Origin of the sequence: Streptomyces sp. CC208A (genome assembly GCF_030010625.1) — a bacterium.
GTDB lineage: Bacteria > Actinomycetota > Actinomycetes > Streptomycetales > Streptomycetaceae > Streptomyces.
This window is the reverse complement of sequence record NZ_JASCXN010000010.1, coordinates 38,803-56,651: the sequence shown is the minus strand read 5'-3', so window position 1 is coordinate 56,651 and position 17,849 is coordinate 38,803. Positions and strand designations below refer to the sequence as shown.

The 17,849-nt window shown below is 74.1% G+C and carries 17 protein-coding genes; 5 read left to right on the top strand and 12 right to left on the bottom strand.

Annotated elements, in window-relative coordinates:
- Positions 1–9 precede the first annotated feature (9 nt).
- Positions 10–927: a hypothetical protein gene (locus tag QK442_RS13535; RefSeq protein WP_282694166.1), complete on the top strand. Its 918-nt coding sequence runs from the start codon at positions 10–12 to the stop codon at positions 925–927.
- Positions 928–1,264: 337 nt separating this feature from the next.
- Complete coding sequence (locus QK442_RS13530; protein ID WP_282694165.1) at positions 1,265–1,714, top strand: ATP-binding protein; 450 nt, start codon at positions 1,265–1,267, stop codon at positions 1,712–1,714.
- Positions 1,715–1,852: 138 nt separating this feature from the next.
- Here the strand turns inward: QK442_RS13530 and QK442_RS13525 are convergent, their stop codons facing one another.
- Entirely contained in the window at positions 1,853–2,947 is a 1,095-nt protein-coding gene (locus QK442_RS13525) for a bifunctional succinyldiaminopimelate transaminase/glutamate-prephenate aminotransferase (protein WP_282694164.1), read from the bottom strand.
- A 92-nt stretch (positions 2,948–3,039) separates the two neighbouring features.
- Positions 3,040–3,360 carry a ferredoxin gene (fdxA, locus tag QK442_RS13520; RefSeq protein ID WP_015035968.1) on the bottom strand — a complete coding sequence of 107 codons (321 nt, stop codon included), beginning with the start codon at positions 3,358–3,360 and terminating at the stop codon, positions 3,040–3,042.
- Between the two features lie 112 nt (positions 3,361–3,472).
- On the opposite strand from fdxA, the gene QK442_RS13515 reads away from it, so the two are divergent.
- The gene (locus QK442_RS13515) at positions 3,473–4,537 is read left to right on the top strand and encodes a GNAT family N-acetyltransferase (RefSeq protein WP_282694163.1); all 1,065 of its coding nucleotides are present in this window, start codon (positions 3,473–3,475) and stop codon (positions 4,535–4,537) included.
- A gap of 7 nt (positions 4,538–4,544) precedes the next feature.
- Positions 4,545–5,405 (top strand): transglutaminase-like domain-containing protein, encoded by an 861-nt coding sequence (locus QK442_RS13510; RefSeq protein ID WP_282694162.1) that lies wholly within the window; start codon positions 4,545–4,547, stop codon positions 5,403–5,405.
- On the opposite strand, the gene QK442_RS13505 is transcribed toward QK442_RS13510, so the two are convergent.
- The 5 genes from QK442_RS13505 to QK442_RS13485 all read right to left on the bottom strand — a co-directional run bounded on the left by QK442_RS13505 (position 5,398) and on the right by QK442_RS13485 (position 10,199).
- On the bottom strand, positions 5,398–6,198 hold the full coding sequence (locus QK442_RS13505; protein WP_282694161.1) for an inositol monophosphatase family protein: 801 nt from the start codon (positions 6,196–6,198) through the stop codon (positions 5,398–5,400). The genes QK442_RS13510 and QK442_RS13505 overlap by 8 nt on opposite strands.
- Positions 6,199–6,275: 77 nt before the next feature.
- A complete protein-coding gene (locus QK442_RS13500; RefSeq protein WP_282694282.1) occupies positions 6,276–7,754 on the bottom strand; it encodes a hypothetical protein in 1,479 nt (492 codons plus the stop codon).
- A gap of 851 nt (positions 7,755–8,605) precedes the next feature.
- On the bottom strand, positions 8,606–8,962 hold the full coding sequence (locus QK442_RS13495; protein ID WP_282694160.1) for a DUF6113 family protein: 357 nt from the start codon (positions 8,960–8,962) through the stop codon (positions 8,606–8,608).
- Positions 8,959–9,957: an N-acetyl-1-D-myo-inositol-2-amino-2-deoxy-alpha-D-glucopyranoside deacetylase gene (gene mshB, locus QK442_RS13490; RefSeq protein ID WP_282694159.1), complete on the bottom strand. Its 999-nt coding sequence runs from the start codon at positions 9,955–9,957 to the stop codon at positions 8,959–8,961. The genes QK442_RS13495 and mshB overlap by 4 nt, the downstream gene beginning before the upstream one ends.
- Positions 9,958–9,998: 41 nt before the next feature.
- The gene (locus tag QK442_RS13485; protein WP_282694158.1) at positions 9,999–10,199 is read right to left on the bottom strand and encodes a hypothetical protein; all 201 of its coding nucleotides are present in this window, start codon (positions 10,197–10,199) and stop codon (positions 9,999–10,001) included.
- Between the two features lie 252 nt (positions 10,200–10,451).
- Here QK442_RS13485 and QK442_RS13480 point away from each other — a divergent pair, with 252 nt between their 5' ends.
- Positions 10,452–12,638 (top strand): prolyl oligopeptidase family serine peptidase, encoded by a 2,187-nt coding sequence (locus tag QK442_RS13480; protein ID WP_282694157.1) that lies wholly within the window; start codon positions 10,452–10,454, stop codon positions 12,636–12,638.
- Here the strand turns inward: QK442_RS13480 and QK442_RS13475 are convergent.
- The 5 genes from QK442_RS13475 to QK442_RS13455 all read right to left on the bottom strand — a co-directional run bounded on the left by QK442_RS13475 (position 12,614) and on the right by QK442_RS13455 (position 17,801).
- Positions 12,614–13,552, bottom strand: coding sequence for a hypothetical protein (locus QK442_RS13475; protein ID WP_282694156.1), 939 nt, complete (start codon positions 13,550–13,552; stop codon positions 12,614–12,616). The two genes, QK442_RS13480 and QK442_RS13475, sit on opposite strands and share 25 nt — an antisense overlap.
- 197 nt (positions 13,553–13,749) lie before the next feature.
- A complete protein-coding gene (locus QK442_RS13470; RefSeq protein ID WP_282694155.1) occupies positions 13,750–14,916 on the bottom strand; it encodes a dipeptide ABC transporter ATP-binding protein in 1,167 nt (388 codons plus the stop codon).
- The gene (locus QK442_RS13465) at positions 14,909–15,892 is read right to left on the bottom strand and encodes an ABC transporter ATP-binding protein (RefSeq protein ID WP_282694154.1); all 984 of its coding nucleotides are present in this window, start codon (positions 15,890–15,892) and stop codon (positions 14,909–14,911) included. The genes QK442_RS13470 and QK442_RS13465 overlap by 8 nt, the downstream gene beginning before the upstream one ends.
- A gap of 6 nt (positions 15,893–15,898) precedes the next feature.
- Positions 15,899–16,885: an ABC transporter permease gene (locus QK442_RS13460; RefSeq protein ID WP_282694153.1), complete on the bottom strand. Its 987-nt coding sequence runs from the start codon at positions 16,883–16,885 to the stop codon at positions 15,899–15,901.
- A complete protein-coding gene (locus tag QK442_RS13455) occupies positions 16,878–17,801 on the bottom strand; it encodes an ABC transporter permease (protein ID WP_282694152.1) in 924 nt (307 codons plus the stop codon). Before QK442_RS13455 ends, QK442_RS13460 begins: the two co-directional genes overlap by 8 nt.
- Positions 17,802–17,849 lie beyond the last annotated feature (48 nt).

The window sequence follows — 17,849 nt, the reverse complement described above, 5'->3', positions numbered from 1 at the left end:
TCCAGTACGGTGGGGGCCGTGTCCGACTCCCCCCGCCCCGCCCGCCGCGGCCGTCTCGCCCGTTCGGCCGCCGCTCTCGCCGTCCTGTGCGGCCTCGCGTCGTACATCGCCGTCCACCAGGTGACCGGGAGCAAGGGCGCGCCCCGCTGCGCGGTGGGCAGCGGGGCCGACCGGTACGAGTTCACCCCCGAGCAGGCGTCGAACGCGGCGACGATCGCGGCGGTGGGGACCTCGCGGGGGCTGCCGGAGCGGGCGGTGACGATCGCGCTCGCGACCGCGCTCCAGGAGTCGGCGCTCCGCAACATCGACTACGGCGACCGGGACTCGCTCGGCCTCTTCCAGCAGCGTCCGTCGATGGGCTGGGGCACGCCGGAGCAGATCATGGATCCCGTGTACTCGGCGGGGAAGTTCTACGAAGGCCTGGAGAAGGTCCCGGGCTACTCGCGGCTGCCGCTGACGGTGGCGGCGCAGAAGGTCCAGAAGAGCGGCTTCCCGCAGGCGTACGCGAAGCACGAGCCGGACGCGACGCTGCTGTCCGCGGCGCTGACCGGCCGGACGCCGGCCGCGCTGTCGTGCACGGCGGACGTCAGGGAGGGCCGCCCCGGCGACCCCGCCCTCGTCCGTAAGGAGCTGGTACGGGCCTTCGGCGAGACCGCGGCGCCCACCTCCGTCTCCGGCGGCGCCAGCGCGGGGCGCTCCGCCGCGGAGCCCGCCGTCCTCGTCGTGCCCGTCCGGGGCCCTGAGCGGCGCGGCTGGGAGCTGGCGCAGTGGGCGGTGGCACGCTCGGAGGCGCTGCGGGTCGCGGAGGTCTCGTACGGGGGCAGGGTCTGGCGCGCGGACGACTCGGGCGGCGGCTGGGAGTCGCTCTCCTCTTCGGCCGCCGGCTCCCCGGCCGCCTCCTCGGTCCGCCTCCGTCTGGCCCGCTGACACCACACCGCCGGGCCCGCACCGGGCCGTGGGGGCATCCGTTCCCCAGGGAGTGGACTGGTGTGCGGGGAGTCGCCCGGGTCGGGGGGATCGAGGCGGGGCCGGGGCGCCCGGACCGTGGGGTGCGTGAGGGCTGCGGGGGGCTTGGGGCACCTGAGGAGTGACGGTTCGGCGCGGCAGAGCCGCACGCGGCGTTCGTCCGCTTTCCTCCCCACCTGACAATACGACCCATTACCCAGCCTTTACCTTCGACGCCCGCAACCTCCCCCGCCCCCGCCTCGGTTGTGCAGCCCGCAGACGCAAACGTCCTGACCGTCTCTTCCGTCGAAGGAGCACCATGTCCCTCTCCATGACCCGCCGGATCGCCCGTGCCGCCCTGATCGTCGCGGCCGGCGCAGCCCCCGTGGTCGGTGCGGCCGGCTCCGCGAGCGCCCTTGAGCCCGGCCTGGCCCCGGCCGGCGCGCTCGGTGGTCTGACCGCTCTCGACGCCGCCGACGCGGGCTCGGCCGTCGACGGTGCCTCGCGGACCGCGACCGGGGTCGCCGGGGCCACCGGCAGCGAGGCCGTCGGCACGGCCGTCCCGGCCGCCGGTTCGGCCGTGGGCGCGGCGGGCAAGACCGCCACCCCGGCGGCCCAGAAGATCGCGGGCGAGACCGCGGGCAGCACGGGCCAGGCCCTCGGTCAGACCGCCGGCGCCGCCGCCCAGAGCACCGGCAGCACCCCGGCGGGCGGCGCGCTGGGCGGCGTCCCGGCCGGCCAGATGCTCGGCGGCCTGCCCATCGGCTGAACCGTCGGCTGAACCGCCGGTACGCGTCCGTCGGTACGCGGAAGGGCCCGGGCGCGTGCGCGTCCCGGGCCCTTCGCCGTACCGTCCGGCCGTCGGCCGCCGTCGGCCGCCGTCAGCCGTCGTCGTCGGCCGTCGTCGTCAGCCGAGGCGCTTGACCGCCGCCTCGACCCGCTCGTCCGTCGCCGTGAAGGCCACCCGGACGAAGCGGGCGCCCGCCTCGCCGTAGAAGTCGCCCGGGGCCACCAGGACGCCCTTCTCCGCCAGGTACGCCACCGTGTCCCAGCAGGGCTCGTCACGGGTCGCCCACAGGTAGAGGCTCGCCTCGGAGTGCTCGATGCGGAAGCCGTGGGACTCCAGGGCGGCCTTCAGGGCGGCGCGCCGGGCCGCGTACCGCTCGCGCTGCTCCGCGACGTGCGCGTCGTCGCCGAGGGCGGCGACCGTGGCGGCCTGGACGGGCGCGGCGGTCATCATGCCGCCGTGCTTGCGGATCTGGAGCAGCTCGCCGAGGACGGCCGCGTCACCGGCGATGAACGCGGCCCGGTAGCCGGCCAGGTTGGAGCGCTTGGAGAGCGAGTGGACGGCCACGATCCCCTCGTACGAGCCGCCGCAGACGTCCGGGTGCAGCACCGACACCGGGTCGGCCTCCCAGCCCAGCTCCAGGTAGCACTCGTCGGAGAAGACGAGGATCCCGTGCTCGCGCGCCCAGGCCACGATCCGGACCAGTTCCTCCTTGGCGAGGACCTTGCCGGTCGGGTTGGAGGGGGAGTTGAGCCAGAGGAGCTTCAGGCCGGCCGGGTCGAGCTCCGTAGGGTCGTCGTAGACGACGGGCTCCGCGCCGCAGAGCCGCGCGCCGACCTCGTACGTCGGGTAGGCGAGCCGCGGGTACGCCGCCCGGTCGCCGGCGCCGAGGCCGAGCTGGGTCGGCAGCCAGGCGACGAGCTCCTTGGAGCCGACCACCGGCAGCACGTTCTCGTGGGTGAGGCCGACCGCGCCGAGGCGCCGCTCGCACCAGCCGGTGAGCGCGTCGCGCAGCGCGGGCGTGCCCCAGACCGTGGGATAGCCCGGCGAGTCCGCCGCGGCCACCAGAGCCTCCCGGATCAGCGCGGGGACGGGGTCGACCGGGGTGCCGACCGACAGGTCCACGATCCCGTCCGGGTGCGCCAGGGCCGTCTTCTTGTACGGCTCCAGCTTGTCCCAGGGGAAGGCGGGCAGGCGCGAAGAGACTGCGCTCACGGGTTGGCTCACTTCCTCGTACGTACGCGATACGCGTCGGTCCCGTACGGCGGCGGAGCCGTACGGGACCGGGAGCGGTTTACAACGAAAGATCAGCCGTTCTGCGGCGGCAGGGCGGCGATGAAGGGGTGGTCGCGCTCGATCTCGCCGAGCTTGGAGGCGCCACCGGGCGAACCGAGCTCGTCGAAGAACTCGACGTTCGCCTTGTAGTAGTCCTTCCACTCCTCCGGGGTGTCGTCCTCGTAGAAGATCGCCTCGACCGGGCAGACCGGCTCACAGGCTCCACAGTCGACGCACTCGTCCGGGTGGATGTAGAGAGATCGCTTGCCCTCGTAGATGCAGTCGACGGGGCACTCCTCGATGCAAGCCTTGTCCTTGACGTCGACACAAGGCTGCGCGATGACGTAGGTCACGCTGTCGTTCCTCCTCGGTAGGGCTGGTCTGCGCGGGAGCGCGGTGTCGTCGATGCCCGCACCTAGTATCTCCGTTCTTGAGGGCGATCCGAACAGGAGGGGCGCAGAAGCTGTGGAAATCACCGGCGGAGGACGGCTTGAGGTCCGTGTCACCAGCGCTGACGTGGGAAAACGTGTCTCCGTTCGGTATGTGACGGACTCCGTGTCGGCGGGTGAACGGTTCAGCGACGCGGTCGGGGTTCTCACTTCCTGGGACGGTGGTGTGATCACGATCACACGGAAGAGCGGCGAGGCCGTCCGCATCCCGGAACTCCGCCTGGTCGCGGGCAAGATCGCGCCTCCCGCACCCGCCCGCCGCCGGGGCCCCGCCGCCACCTTCCCGGAGCTCTCGCGGGTCGCCGCACGCGCGTGGCAGCCGGTCGAGACCGAGCGGCTCGGCGAGTGGACCCTGCGGGCCGCGATTCAGGAGGGGCCGGGCGAAGCCCGTCCGGGAGGGGCGGTGGCCGGGCGACGGGTGGGCTTCACCCGGCGGGCCAACTCGGTGCTCCCGGAGGGCGATCCCGGGCTGCCCGTCGCCGAGGCGCTGGAGGTCGTACGGGAGTGGTACGCGGCCCGGGAGCTGCCCGCGTACGTGCAGGCCGCCACCGGCGCCGAGGGCACCCAGGAGCTGCTCTGCGCCGAGCTCGAACGGCTCGGCTGGCGCCGCGAGGTCACCGCCGAACTGCGGACCGCCGCCCTCGCGCCCCTCGCCGACCTGGACGCGGACGCCGGAGCCGTACGCATCGGCCGGACGCTCGACGAGCCGTGGCTGCGCCGCTACCAGCGGTTCACGGGGGCGAGCCCGGTGGTGCGGCAGGTGCTCTCCTCGGGGCCGAGTGTGTGGTTCGCCTCCGTGGCGGGCACGGGAGAGGTGCCGGCGGCCATCGGCCGCTGTGTCGTCGACGGCCGCTGGGCGGGGTTCATGGCGATAGAGGTCGACCCCGGCCACCGTCGCCGGGGGCTGGCCACCGCCGTCATGACCGCCCTCGCCCGGCAGGCCCTCGACGAGGGCGCGTCGGCGGCCTGGCTCCAGGTCGAGGCCGACAACGACGGCGCGCGGGCGCTCTACGAGGGGATGGACTTCGCGGTGCACCACCACTACCACCACTACCGGCACCACGGGCGGGCGGAGGCGTGAGCGCGGCGTGAGCGCGGAAGATCCCCCCGGGCGACCCGAGCGACCCGGCCGCCCCGACCGGCGGCGGGAGTTCGCGGAGGAGGCCCGGGCCGAGCGGCCCGACCTCGCCCGGCTCTGTCTGCTGATCTGCGCCGTGGCCGACCCCACCCTCACCGAGCACGACCTGGTCGAGGCCGACATGGAGCTCGACCGGCTCGCCGGGCTCGTCCCCTACGGCACCCGCCTCACCGGCGCGTGGAAGGACGCACTGGCGGCGCTCCTCGGTGGGCGCGAGGGCTTCGAGGGCGTGCCCGCCGACTACCAGCGCCTTGAGTCCTCCCTGCTCCACGAGGTGCTGCGCCGGCGCCGGGGGCTGCCGATCCTGCTGTCCGTGGTGTGGATGGAGGTGGCCCGGCGGGCCGGTGCCCCCGTCTACGGGCTCGGGCTGCCCGGCCACTTCGTCGTCGGCTTCGGCGACCCGGCCGCTCTCGACCTGGCCGACCCCTTCGCGGGCGGCCGCCCGATGACCGCCGAGGACGCGGAGCTCCTGGTGGCGAGCGCGACCGGCGAGGCCCTGGACCGCTCGATGCTGCGGCCCGCCGAGCCCGGCGCGATCGTGCTGCGGATCCTCAACAACATCCGCGCCTGGGCGACCCCCCGGCCCGAGCGCTCCGACGTGGCCCTGTGGGCGGTGGAGCTCGCCCTGCTGCTCCCCTCCCACCCGGCCCGCCTCCGCTACGAGCGGGCGGAACTCCTCGTCCAGCGCGGCGACTTCCTCGCCGGGGCGGCGGAGATGGAGGCGTACGCCCAGATCATGGACGCGGTGGACCCGGACTCCGCCACCGCGATCCGGCACAAGGCGCGGGCGGCACGGGCGCGGCTCAACTAGGCCGGGGCTCGCGGATCATCGCCATCAGGCGGGCGTGGGTGGTGGCGTCGGCGGCCGCCACGAGACCGCGCGTGGGCCCCTCCCCCAGGGGGGTGCCGTCGAGGCCGGTGACGACGCAGCCGGCGGCCCGGCACAGGGCGATGCCGGCGGCGAAGTGGACGCTGTCGGACAGGTCGCCGCCGTCGGTGACGTACGCGGCCCGCCTGCCCGCCGCCACCCAGGCGAGCGCGAGCGAGGTGGAGACCACGCGGGGGCGGAAACCGGCCGTGAAGTCGGGGTGGGCGAGGAGGTCGACGGCGCGGAAGCCGGGGGCACCGGGGAACGGCGGGTCGAGGTTCACGTCGACGAGGCCGGTGGCGGCGGTGGGCGCCAGGAGCGCCCCGTCGGGTCCCCACGCGCGCGTGCCGTCGGTACGGAACACCTCGCCGTCCTCGCCGCCGAAGGGGTCGGCCACGGCGGCCGCGCCGCCGCGCAGGGCCACGTTGACGGCGACGAGCTTGTTCCCGACGGCGTAGTTGAGGGTGCCGCAGAGGGGATCCACGAGCCACTGGCGGGGGTTGGTCGCCTCCCCCCGCTGCCCGCCCTCCTCGCCGAGGACGGCGTCGTCGGGGCGGGCGGTCCTCAGGACGTCGAGGGCGGCGCGCTCGGACGCCAGGTCGGCGGCGGTCGCGAAGTCGCCCCCGCCCTTGTCGACCCGGTCGAGGTCCTGGCCGTGGAGGCGGCGCACGACCTCGGCGCCGGCGCGGGCGGCGGCAGCGGCGACCTCGGCGTCGGAGAGCTCCTGAGTGATCACGGGGGCGAGCGTACGCGGCGACCCCCGGCCTCCGGGGAGGGCGGGGGTCGCTCGGGCGGACGCGGACGGGCCGCGGATCAGCCGTTGCCGGTCAGGTCGATCGTCGCGGTGCGCTCGGCCTTGGTCTTGCCGCGGAGGGCGTCGCGCATGACGAAGGCGACGTCGTCGGCGGAGACCTCGTGCTTCGAGCCGTCGCCCTTGGTGATCATGACGCCGTCGAAGACGCCGTCGAGGAGGCGGGTGATCGCCTTCTTGTCGTAGACCTCCACCAGGTGGCCGTCGACGGCCTTCATGGAGAGGATCTGCGGCAGCGAGCGGGCCGGGCCGAAGTCGATGGCCTTGCCGCCGGCCTGGATCGTGATCAGGCCGGACATCGCGGGCTGGGCGAACTCCTTCATCGCCCGGTCCAGTTCGGCCTTGCTGACGGTGGGCTGCCGGACGCTGACGGGGAGTTCGACGACCTTGTTGACGCCCGTCTCGACCTGGGCGCGGAAGGCGTCCTTGACGGAGATCATCGAGCGCTGGATGTCGAGGCCCTTTCCGGGCTTGCCCTCGACGGCGGTGACCTTGTTCGGGGCGAACAGGATCGTCGCCTCGGTCGCCGAGGAGGAGGTGCCGGCGAGGTCCCGCAGGGCGACGGCGAGCTTCTCGTCGTCCACCGGGAAGACCGGCTTGGCGACGCGCTCGCCGCCGAAGAGGGAGCCGATCACCGAGACCGGGTTGTAGTCGCTGCCCGCGGCGCCCCTGACGGTCTCCTGGCTGTCCAGGGAGAGTCCGGCCTTGTCGGGCGCGAGCTGGATCTTCTTGCCGTCGACGCTGAGCTGGAGCGGGGTCGCGGCGCGCTTGCCGAGGGTCTTCTCCAGCTTGTTGACGGCCTCCTCCTTCGTGCCGCCGCCGATGTCGACGCCGAGGACGGTGGTGCCCTTGGGGACGTCGGAGTGGTTGAGGAGGAGTCCGGCGCCGTAGGCGACGCCGGCGATGCCGACGACCGCGACGGCGGCGAGGACCAGTTTGGAGCGGCCCTTCTTGGCCGGTGCGGGCCTGGGGGCCGGCTTGGGAGCCGGTGCGGGCCTCGGCGCGGGGGTCTGCATGCCGGGCGGCGGGTTCCGGTGCCCGTCGACGCGCGGCGCCGGGTCGGGGCGGCCGTCCGCCGGGGGCACGACCGGGATGCCGCTCGTGAGGGTGTCGCCGGAGACCTGACCGCCGGGGCCGCCGGCACCCGGAACGCCCGCGCCCGGGCCGGGCACGGGGGCGGGGGCGGGGGCGGGCTGCTGGGGCGTCAGGATCGCGGTGTCGTCGGACATGCGCGGCGCACCGGCCGCTCCGTACGGTCCGGGGCCGCCCGGCATGGGAGCGCCCGGGGCGGGGGCGCCCTGTGCGGGGCCGGCCGGGCGCTGGGGCGCGGCGGGCCGTGCGGGCGCGCCGCCGCCGAGGTCGGCGAGGCCACTGGCCGGGCCCGTGGTGGGTCCCGTGGGCTGGCCGTCGTAGCGGGGGGTGCCGGCCGGGGGCGTGCCGTCGTACGGCGGCGTGGGGCCGGGCTGAGGGCCGTCGTACATCGGCGTGCCGGCCGCCGGGGTGCCGTCGTAGCCGGGGAGGGTGCCGGTGTCGTACAGCGGGTTGCTGACGGGGCGGCTGGAGGGCGTGCTGCCGACCGTGGGCACGCCGGCGGTCGCGGAGCCCGCGAAGCCGGTGCCGGGGGTCTGCGGGCCGCCGGGGGCCTTGGGTGCGGGGGCCTTGGGGCCGGGGGCGGGAGCCTTGGGACCGGGACCGGGGCCGGGCGCGGGAGCAGGGGCCGCCGGGGCGGCGGGGGTGCCGCCCGCGGGGGTCGCGCCGGTGCTCTTGCGCGGCGCGAACCAGTCGCTGGTCTCCTTGGCCTTGGGGGCCTCGGCGGCGGCCTGCGGCTCGGGCGCGGCCGGGGCGGGGGCCGCCGGTTCCGGCTCGGGCTCGGGGGCCGGGGCGGACTGCTCCGGCTCGGCCGGGGCGGCGTCGTCGGACGCCCCCGCGACCGGCTTGCGGACCACGACCGGCGGGATCGGCCGCGAACCCGGAATGTTGATGCGGATCCGGGTGGTCAGGGTGGTCTCGGTCTTCGGCTCCTCCGGCGGCGCGGGCGCGGCGGAGGCGGCCTCCGGCGCGTCCTGCGCCGGGTGGAGCGACGGATACTGGCGGGATCCGTACGGCTGGGTGCCCGACGGGTAGGCGGCCCCGCCGCGTCCCTGGGCGCCGGAGGACGAAGTGTCGGTCTCTCGACCAGTTTCACGACTCAAAGCAGGATCTCCCGGTTGGCTCCGCCGCCCGCTCTTGCTGATGCTCGTACTGTCCCGGGCGGTTCGGCGGCGCGCACCACCATACTGTCCGGCGCCGCCGGTTATCCGCCCGGTGGGAAGTCCGGCCGCTCGAAGGGACCCTACGGAAGGTTCTGCGGCGGCCTGCCGACAGTGGCGCAGATCACAGCAGCGGCCATGCCCCCGAAGAGGAAGAGCAGCTCGCCGAGGCCGCCGCCGAAGATCCCGTCCCCCTCGGGTCGGCCGAAGCTCAGCAGGACGACGGCGAGCAGCCAGCCGCCGCCGGCCGCGGCGAGGCCGATCTGGGTGCCGGTGGCGCGCATGCCGCCGTAGAAGAGGGCGGCGGTGGCGAGGAGGGCGAGGAGCAGGCCGAGGGGGAACCAGGCGGCCTGGACGAGGGCTCCGGCGGTGCCGACGAGGAAGCCGAGGACGAGAAGGCCGGCGTAGGCGGCGTACCGGGGGGCGGCGGAGGTGGTCATCGGCCGGTCGCCTCCCCGTCGGCGGTCGCCTCTCCACCGTCGGCCGTCTTCCCACCGTCGGCCGTCTTCCCGGCGCCGGTCGTCCCCCCGCCGTCGGGGAGGCCCGCGAAGAGGTCGGTCTCGCGCCGGCCTTCGGGGGCGCCGGAGGTGCCGCGGACGAGTTCGTAGTACTCGGTGGTGAAGAGGGGCTGGCCGAGGTCGTTGGAGAGGGCGAACCAGGGGCCGTCGACGGCGACCTGGGTGGCGTGGGCGGCCATGGCGGCGCTCTTGCGGGCCGCGTACGAGTCCGCCGCCGCGAGGTCGCCGCCGTCGATCTCGGCGGTGACGCGCTCCTCGTCGACGACGCCGGGGACGTCGTCGATCACGGCGTCCTTCGGGAAGGCGGAGCCCTCGGCGGCCAGGCGGGCGAAGCCGGCCTCGGCGACGGGGCGGGGGACCCGGTTCCAGTAGATCTTGGCGATGGTGTGGGCGGGGCCGAGCTCGGGGCGGTGGCCGGGGTCCGCGGCGAGGTCGGCGGCGCGCATGGCGACGCGGTGGGCCTGGATGTGGTCGGGGTGGCCGTAGCCGCCGTCGGGGTCGTAGGTGACGAGGACCTGGGGGCGGGTCTCGCGGATGACCTCGACGAGGTGGTCGGCGGCGGTGTCCACGTCCGTGTTCCAGAAGGCGTTCTCGCGCTCGTTCTGGGGGACGCCCATCATGCCGGAGTCACGGAAGCGGCCCGCACCGCCGAGGAAGCGGTGGTCGGTGACGCCGAGGGCGGCCATGGCGGCGGCGAGTTCGCCGGCGCGGTGGGGGCCGAGGCGGTCCTCGCGGTCGGGGGCCAGGTGGGCGAGGCCGGGCGGGATGACCTCGCCCTCCTCGCCGAGGGTGCAGGTGACCAGGGTGACAAGGGCGCCTTCGGCCGCGTACCGGGCCATGGTGGCGCCGTTGTTGATCGACTCGTCGTCGGGGTGCGCGTGCACGAGGAGCAGACGACGGGCGGGGAGATCGGTCATGGCCCCACCCTACGAGGCGGGGCCGCCGGTGACCGCCCGGGTCAGAACTTGAGCCCGGCGATCATGCTCGCCACGTTGGTGGTGAGGGTGGTGATGGAGTCGGCGAGGGAGGAGCTGGCCAGGTAGAAGCCCAGGAGCGCGCAGACCACGGCGTGTCCGGCTTTGAGTCCGGATTTCCGGATCAGCAGGAAGACGACGATCGCCAGCAGCACCACCACGGAGATCTGGAGCGAGAGTGCCACGGCGGTTCACCTCCACCTTCGGTCGGATTTTCGAGCATGGGTCGGGCAGTTGTTCGTGCGGGCGGTGCGTGCGGTCGGTGCGGGCGCGGTCGAGCCCTCGGGCAGGTGCCCGGCGGTCGCCCACGTGTGCATCCCCACGTGCATACCCACGGAGGGGCACCCACCAAGCGCTACGGATCATAACTATCCGTGCCCTCGCATCGATCGGCGTACGGGCGCACAGAGGGGGCGTACAGCGCTACTTTCAGCCGTATGACCATGTCTCAGCAGCACTCGTCCGCCCCACCCGTGGGGCTTTCCTTCCCGCGCCTGCACGCCCGGACCCAGCGGTTCGGCCTGGGGGTGCCGCGCGGTTTCTCGGTCTCCCCGGACGGGGAGCGGATCGTCTTCGTGCGCTCCGGTTCGGGCACGGACCGGACGCACGCGCTGTGGGTGCTCGACCTGCCGGCGGACGGCGGGGAGCCGGTGGAGCGGGTCGTCGCGGAGCCGTCGGCGCTGCTCGCGGGGGCCGAGGAGGAGCTGTCCCCGGAGGAGCGGGCCCGGCGCGAGCGCAGCCGGGAGGGGTCGGCGGGGATCGTCGGGTACGCGGTGGACGCGGCGGTGGAGCTCGCGGCGTTCGCCCTGTCCGGGCGGCTGTTCACGGCGGAGCTGCGGGCCGGGACCGCGCGGGAGCTGCCGGTGCCGGGGCCGGTGATCGACCCGCGTCCCTCGCCGGACGGGCGGCGGGTGGCGTACGTGTCGGAGGGCGCGCTCCGGGTGGTCGGAGCGGACGGTTCCGGTGATGTGGAACTGGCGGTTCCGGAGGACGGGCACAGCACCTACGGATTGGCCGAATTCATCGCATCGGAGGAGATGGGCCGGGACCGCGGTTTCTGGTGGTCCCCCGGCTCGGACCGGCTCCTGGTGGCCCGCGTGGACGACCGGGCGGTGCGCCGCTGGTTCATCGCGGACCCGGCGCATCCGGAGCGCGAGCCGCAGCGGGTGGCGTACCCGGCGGCGGGGACGCCCGACGCGGAGGTGCGGCTGTTCCTGTACGACCTCGACGGCTCCCGTACCGAAGTGGTGTGGGACCGGGAGGAATTCCCTTACCTCGCGCGCGTGCACTGGTCGTCGGCTGGTGCGCCGCTGCTGCTCGTGCAGGCCAGGGGCCAGCGGAGCCAGCGGGTGCTCGCGGTGGACACGGCCTCGGGCGCGACGGAGACGGTGCGGGCCGAGGAGGACCCCGCCTGGCTGGAGCTGCTGCCGGGGGTGCCCGCGTGGTCGCCGGAGGGGCGCCTCGTACACATCGGCGACAGGACCGGGGCGCGGGCGCTTTCGGTCGGTGACGAGACGCTGACGGACGCCCGGCTGCACGTGCGGGCGGTGCTCGACGTGGGCGAGGACGACGTCCTGGTGTCGGCGTCGGCGGGCGAGGCGGCCGAGGCCCCGGAGACCGGCGAGGCGCACGTCTACCGGGTGTCGGCGGGCGGCGTGGAGCGGGTCTCGGAGGGCGCGGGCTGGCACGGGGCGGTCCGTTCGGGGGCGGTGACCGTGCTCGTCTCCTCGCGGCCGGACGCGCCGGGCGCGGTGGCGCGGGTGCTGCGCGACGGGAAGCGGGTGGCGGTGGTGGGCTCGTACGCGGTCGAACCGCCGCTGCGGGCCCGGCCGGTGTTCACGGAGGCGGGCGGGCGGCGGATCCCCTGCGCGGTGCTGCTGCCGTCCTGGTACGAGGAGGGGCACGGGCCGCTGCCGGTGCTGATGGATCCGTACGGCGGCCCGCACGGGCCCCGGGTGGTCGCCGCGCACAACGCGCACCTGACCTCGCAGTGGTTCGCCGAGCAGGGCTTCGCGGTGGTGGTGGCGGACGGCCGGGGGACGCCGTGGCGCTCGCCCGCCTGGGAGAAGGCGGTGCTGCGGGACTTCACGGTGACGCTGGAGGACCAGGTGGAGGCGGTGCGGGCGCTCTCGGAGCGGTTCCCGCTCGACCTGGGCCGGGTGGCGGTGCGGGGCTGGTCGTTCGGCGGCTATCTGGCGGGGCTCGCGGTGCTGCGGCGGCCGGACGTCTTCCACGCGGCGGTGGTGGGGGCGCCGGTGACGGACTGGCGGCTGTACGACACCCACTACACCGAGCGGTACCTCGGCACCCCGGAGGCGGAGCCCGAGGTGTACGCGGCGCAGTCGCTGCTCACCGACGACGGTCTGTCGGCGCCGGAGGAGCCGGCCCGGCCGATGATGGTCGTGCACGGGCTCGCGGACGACAACGTGGTGGTGGCGCACGCGCTGCGGCTGTCGTCGGCGCTGCTCGCGGCGGGCCGGCCGCACGAGGTGCTGCCGCTGTCGGGGGTGACCCACATGACCCCGCAGGAACAGGTGGCGGAGAACCTGCTGCTGCTCCAGGTCGACTTCCTGAAGCGGTCGCTCGGCGGCTTCCCCGGTCACCAGCCGGGCGGCCGCGGGTAGGGCGGCGGCGGGGTCGCCGCCGGGGCCTTGGGGGCGGGCGCGGCGTCGGGGGCGCCGCGCCCGGCGAGGAGGGCGAGGACGGCGGCCCCGGCGAGCACGCCGTAGAGCGCGGCGGCGAGGCCGGGACGGTCCAGCTGCGGGGCGGTGACGTACCAAACGTCGTGGTGGAGGTGGAGACGGGCCGTCCGGACGGTCTCGGCGAGGCCCGTGGCACACAGGAGGCCGCCGGCGAGGAGGCCGAGGGGGCGGGTGTGCCGGGCGGTGGCGAAGGCGGAGACGGCGGCGGCCAGGCAGAGGCCGGCGAGGACGGCGGCGAGCCAGCCGGGCGGCACGCCGAGCGCGGCGCCGGGCACGGACCGGCCGCCGGTGAAGCGGTCGACGGCGGTCCCGGGGGCGGCCCGGCCGGCCAGCTCCGCCTCCCGGGCGAGCAGGACGAGGGCGGCGACGGCCAGCAGGACCCCTGCGGTGACGGCGGGTCCGGTGCGCGGCCGGGTCGGGGTCCGCTCGTCCGGCTCGGTGGGGGGGCGGCGGCCCGCGAGGGCGGTGACGAGGAGGCCGGCGGCGAGGGCGAGTTCGGTCAGGGCGGTGACGAGGGGTCCTGTGCCGTGGGTCCAGAGGCCGGGGAGGCGTACGGCGAGGGTGACGGCGCCGGTGGCGGCGAGCGCGGCGGCGGCGTGCCGGGAGCGGAGGGCCGCGAGGGCGGTGACGGCGGCGGCGAGGCAGAGGAGCGGGTCGAGCAGGGTGGTGGACGCCCGGACGCGGGTGAGCCTGAACCGGTCGCCCGCCCAGTACCGGAGCAGGTCCCCGGGCGAGCCGAGGGCGGCGAGGTCGCACAGGATCCAGACGAAGGGGACGAGCGCGAGTACGGCGGCGAGCGCGGCGCCGGTGAGACGTGCCGGTCGTGTCACAGTCACGGGCCCGATCCTCACGGTCGGGGGCGACCGGGACAAGCGGTTCCGCGGAACGGGTGGGCCGGGGTGGAGGGGGTAACGGCCGGCGGGGGCCCGAGGGGCCCTCGCCGGCCGACGGCACCCGCGGCCGCATCGGATCCAATATTCGTATATCGGATCCAATTCCCGGGAGTTGCCGGGGCGTTAAGCGGCCGGGGCCGTCAGAGTGACTTCGTGCCCCCCGAGTCCTCGGGCCCCTCCGGACCCTCGCCCCCCTCCTCCCGCCTCTCCCGCTCCGCCTCGCGGGCCGCCGCCTCCGGGGCCGGGCCCTCCGGCAGCGGGTCCGGGTGGGGAAGGGTCTCCTCCGGCGGGACGACCCGCTTCTCCTCGGCGAAGTGGCAGGCGGAGTCGTGCTTGGCCGGGCTGTCGGTGAGACGGAAGACGGCCGGGACGGCGAGCAGCGGGACCTCCAGCGCGCACCGCTCCTGCGCCTTCCAGCAGCGGGTGCGGAAGCGGCAGCCGGAGGGGATGTTGGCCGGGGAGGGCACGTCGCCGGCGAGGAGGATCCGCTCGCGGTGGGCGCGGGCCTCGGGGTCCGGCACGGGCACGGCGGAGAGCAGCGCCTGGGTGTAGGGGTGGGTGGGGTGGTCGTAGATCTGGGTGTCGGTGCCGATCTCCACGATCCGGCCGAGGTACATGACGCCGACGCGGTCGGAGATGTGGCGCACGATGGACAGGTCGTGGGCGATGAAGACGTACGAGAGGGAGAACTCGGCCTGGAGGCGGTCGAGCAGGTTGACGACCTGGGCCTGGACGGAGACGTCGAGGGCGGAGACCGGCTCGTCGGCGACGATGATCTCGGGCTGGAGGGCGAGGCCGCGGGCGATGCCGATGCGCTGGCGCTGGCCGCCGGAGAACTGGTGCGGGTAGCGGTTGATGTACTCGGGGTTGAGGCCGACGACGTCGAGGAGGTCCTGGACCTTGCGGCGCCGGTCGCCCTTGGGCGCGACCTCGGGGTGGATCTCGTACGGCTCGCCGATGATGTCGCCGACCGTCATCCGGGGGTTGAGCGAGGTGTACGGGTCCTGGAAGACCATCTGGATGTTGCGGCGGACCGCCTTGAGGGCGCGCGGGGAGAGCTTGGCGATGTCCTCGCCCTTGTACAGGATGGAGCCGGAGGTCGGCCGCTCCAGGTTGACCAGCATCTTCGCGACGGTCGACTTGCCGCAGCCGGACTCGCCGACGATGCCGAGGGTCTCGCCGGCGGCGAGGTCGAAGTCGACGCCGTCGACCGCCCGGACCGCGCCGACCTGCTTCTTGAAGAGGATGCCCTGGGTGAGCGGGTAGTGCTTGTGCAGGTCCCGGACCCGGAGAATCGCCTCAGCCATGGAGGCACTCCTTCCAGAAGTGGCAGGCGCTCGTGCGCGGGACGGGTGACTCGGTGACCTCGTACAGCGGGGGCACGTCGGTGCGGCAGACGTCCTGGGCCATCGGGCAGCGCGGGTGGAAGGCGCAGCCGGGCGGGATGGCGAGCAGGTTGGGCGGGAGCCCCTTGATCGCGTACAGCTCCTGGCCCTTCTGGTCCAGGCGCGGGATCGAGTCGAGGAGGCCGCGGGTGTAGGGGTGGGCGGGCGCCTTGTAGATCTCGTGGACGGGGGACTGCTCGACGATCCGTCCCGCGTACATCACGGCGATCTTGTCGGCGACGTCGGCGACGACGCCGAGGTCGTGGGTGATGAGGATCAGACCCATGTTGTACTCGCGCTGGAGCTCGGCGAGGAGGTCCATGACCTGGGCCTGGACGGTGACGTCGAGGGCGGTGGTCGGCTCGTCGGCGATGATCAGCTCGGGTTCGAGGGCGAGCGCCATGGCGATCATGATGCGCTGGCGCATGCCGCCGGAGAACTGGTGGGGGTACTGGCCGACGCGTTCCCTGGCGGCGGGGATGCGGACCCGGTCCATCAGCTCGACGGCCTTGGCGCGGGCGTCCTTCTTGCTCATCCCCTGGTGGACGACGAACATCTCGCCGAGCTGTTCGCCGACGCTGAGCACGGGGTTGAGGGAGGACAGCGCGTCCTGGAAGATCATCGCCATCTTGGCGCCGCGGATCTGCCGCCGCTCGTCCTCCTTCAGCTTGAGGAGGTCCTGTCCCTTGAAGAGGATCTCGCCCTTCGGGATCCTGCCGGGGGGCATGTCGAGGATGCCCATGACGGCCTGGGCGGTGACGGACTTGCCGGAGCCGGACTCGCCGAGGACGGCGAGGGTCTCCCCCGCCTCCACGGAGTAGTTGACGCCGTTGACGGCCTTGGCCACACCGTCGCGGGTGTGGAACTCCACGTGCAGGTCGCGCACTTCGAGCAGCATGGGTCCCTACCTCAGCTTGGGGTCGAGGGCGTCGCGGACGGCGTCGCCGAGCATGATGAAGGCGAGCACGGTGATCGCGAGCGCGCCGGCCGGCCAGAGCAGCATGTGCGGGGCGTTGCGGATGTACTGCGACGCGGAGGAGATGTCGATGCCCCAGGAGACGGTGGGGGGCTTCAGGCCGACGCCGAGGAAGGAGAGCGTCGCCTCCAGGGAGATGTAGGTGCCGAGCGCGATGGTGGCGACGACGATGACGGGCGCGACGGCGTTGGGCGTGATGTGCCGGAGCAGCATCCGGGAGTTGGAGGCGCCGAGCGCGCGGGCGGCCTGCACGTAGTCGTTCTGTTTGGCGGTGATGACCGAGCCGCGGGCGATGCGGGAGATCTGTGGCCAGCCGAGCAGCACGATGAAGCCGATCACGGGCCAGATGGTGTTGTTGCTGATGACGGAGAGCAGGACGAGGCCGCCGAGGATGACGGGGATGGCGAAGAAGATGTCCGTGGTCCGGGAGAGGATCGCGTCCCAGCCGCCGCCGTAGAAGCCGGCGAGGCCGCCGAGGAGGGAGCCGAGGAGCGTGACGCCGAGGGTGGCGAGGACGCCGACCTGGATGGAGGCCCTGGCTCCGTAGACCGTACGGGTGTAGACGTCGCAGCCCTGTCCGTTGAAGCCGAAGGGGTGGCCGGGCTGGGAGCCCTCCTGCGCCTTGGAGAGGTCGCAGTCGAGGGGGTCGCCGGAGGCGATCAGGGACGGCCAGATGGCGATGATCACCAGGAAGAGGATGATCAGGCCGGAGATGATGAAGACCGGGTTGCGGCGCAGGTCGTGCCAGGCGTCGGACCACAGGGAGCGGGGTTTCTTCTCGGCTCCGGTGCCCTTGGGGCCACCCGGGGTCTTCTCCAGGGTCTCGGCCTCGTCCATGGCGAGGTCGGTCGGTCCCCCGGCGCCGGTCGCGGCGATGGCGCGGCCCTCCTCGACGGGTTCTGACGGCTCAGGCATAGCGAATCCTCGGGTCGAGAACGGCGTACAGGAGGTCCACCAGGAGGTTGGCCAGCAGGAAGACCAGGACGAGGATCGTCACGAAGCCGACCACGGTCTGGGTGTTCTGCCGGACGATGCCCTGGTAGAGCTGGTAGCCGACACCGTGGATGTTGAAGATCCGTTCGGTGACGATGGCTCCGCCCATGAGGGCGCCGATGTCGGCGCCGATGAAGGTCACCACCGGGATGAGGCTGTTGCGCAGCAGGTGGCGGCTGATGACCCGGCGGCGCGGGAGTCCCTTGGCGATGGCGGTGCGGACGTAGTCGGCGCGCTTGTTCTCGGCGATCGAGGTGCGGGTGAGCCGGGTGACGTACGCGAGGGAGACGGAGGCGAGGACCAGGCCGGGGACGATCAGTTCGTCGAAGGGCGCCTCGGGCGAGACGGCCGGGTTGATCCAGCCCCACTTCACGCCGAGGAGCAGCTGGACGAGGAGGCCGGTGACGAAGGTCGGGACGGAGAGGACGACCAGGGTCAGCAGCAGGACGGAGGTGTCGACGGGCCGGCCGCGCTTGAGGCCGGTGAGCACGCCGAGGCTGATGCCGATGACGATCTCGAAGAGGATGGCGACGATGGTGAGCCGGATGGTGACCGGGAAGGCGCTGGCCATCAGCTCGGTGACGGGCTGCCCGTTGAAGGCGGTGCCGAAGTCGCCGGTGAAGACGTTGCCCATGTAGGTCAGGTATTGCTGCCAGACCGGTTTGTCGAGGCCGAACTCCTTCCTCAGCTGGGCGGCGGTCGCCGGGTCGCAGGCTCGGTCGCCGCAGAGTCCGGCGATGGGGTCGCCCATCACGTTCACCATCAGGAAGATCAACAGCGTGGCGCCGAAGAAGACCGGGATCATCTGCAGCAGCCGCCGGATCACGTATCGACCCATGAGGGGGCTCCGGGGGTTGGGGAAGGCGTACGGCCCGGCGCGGGCGGG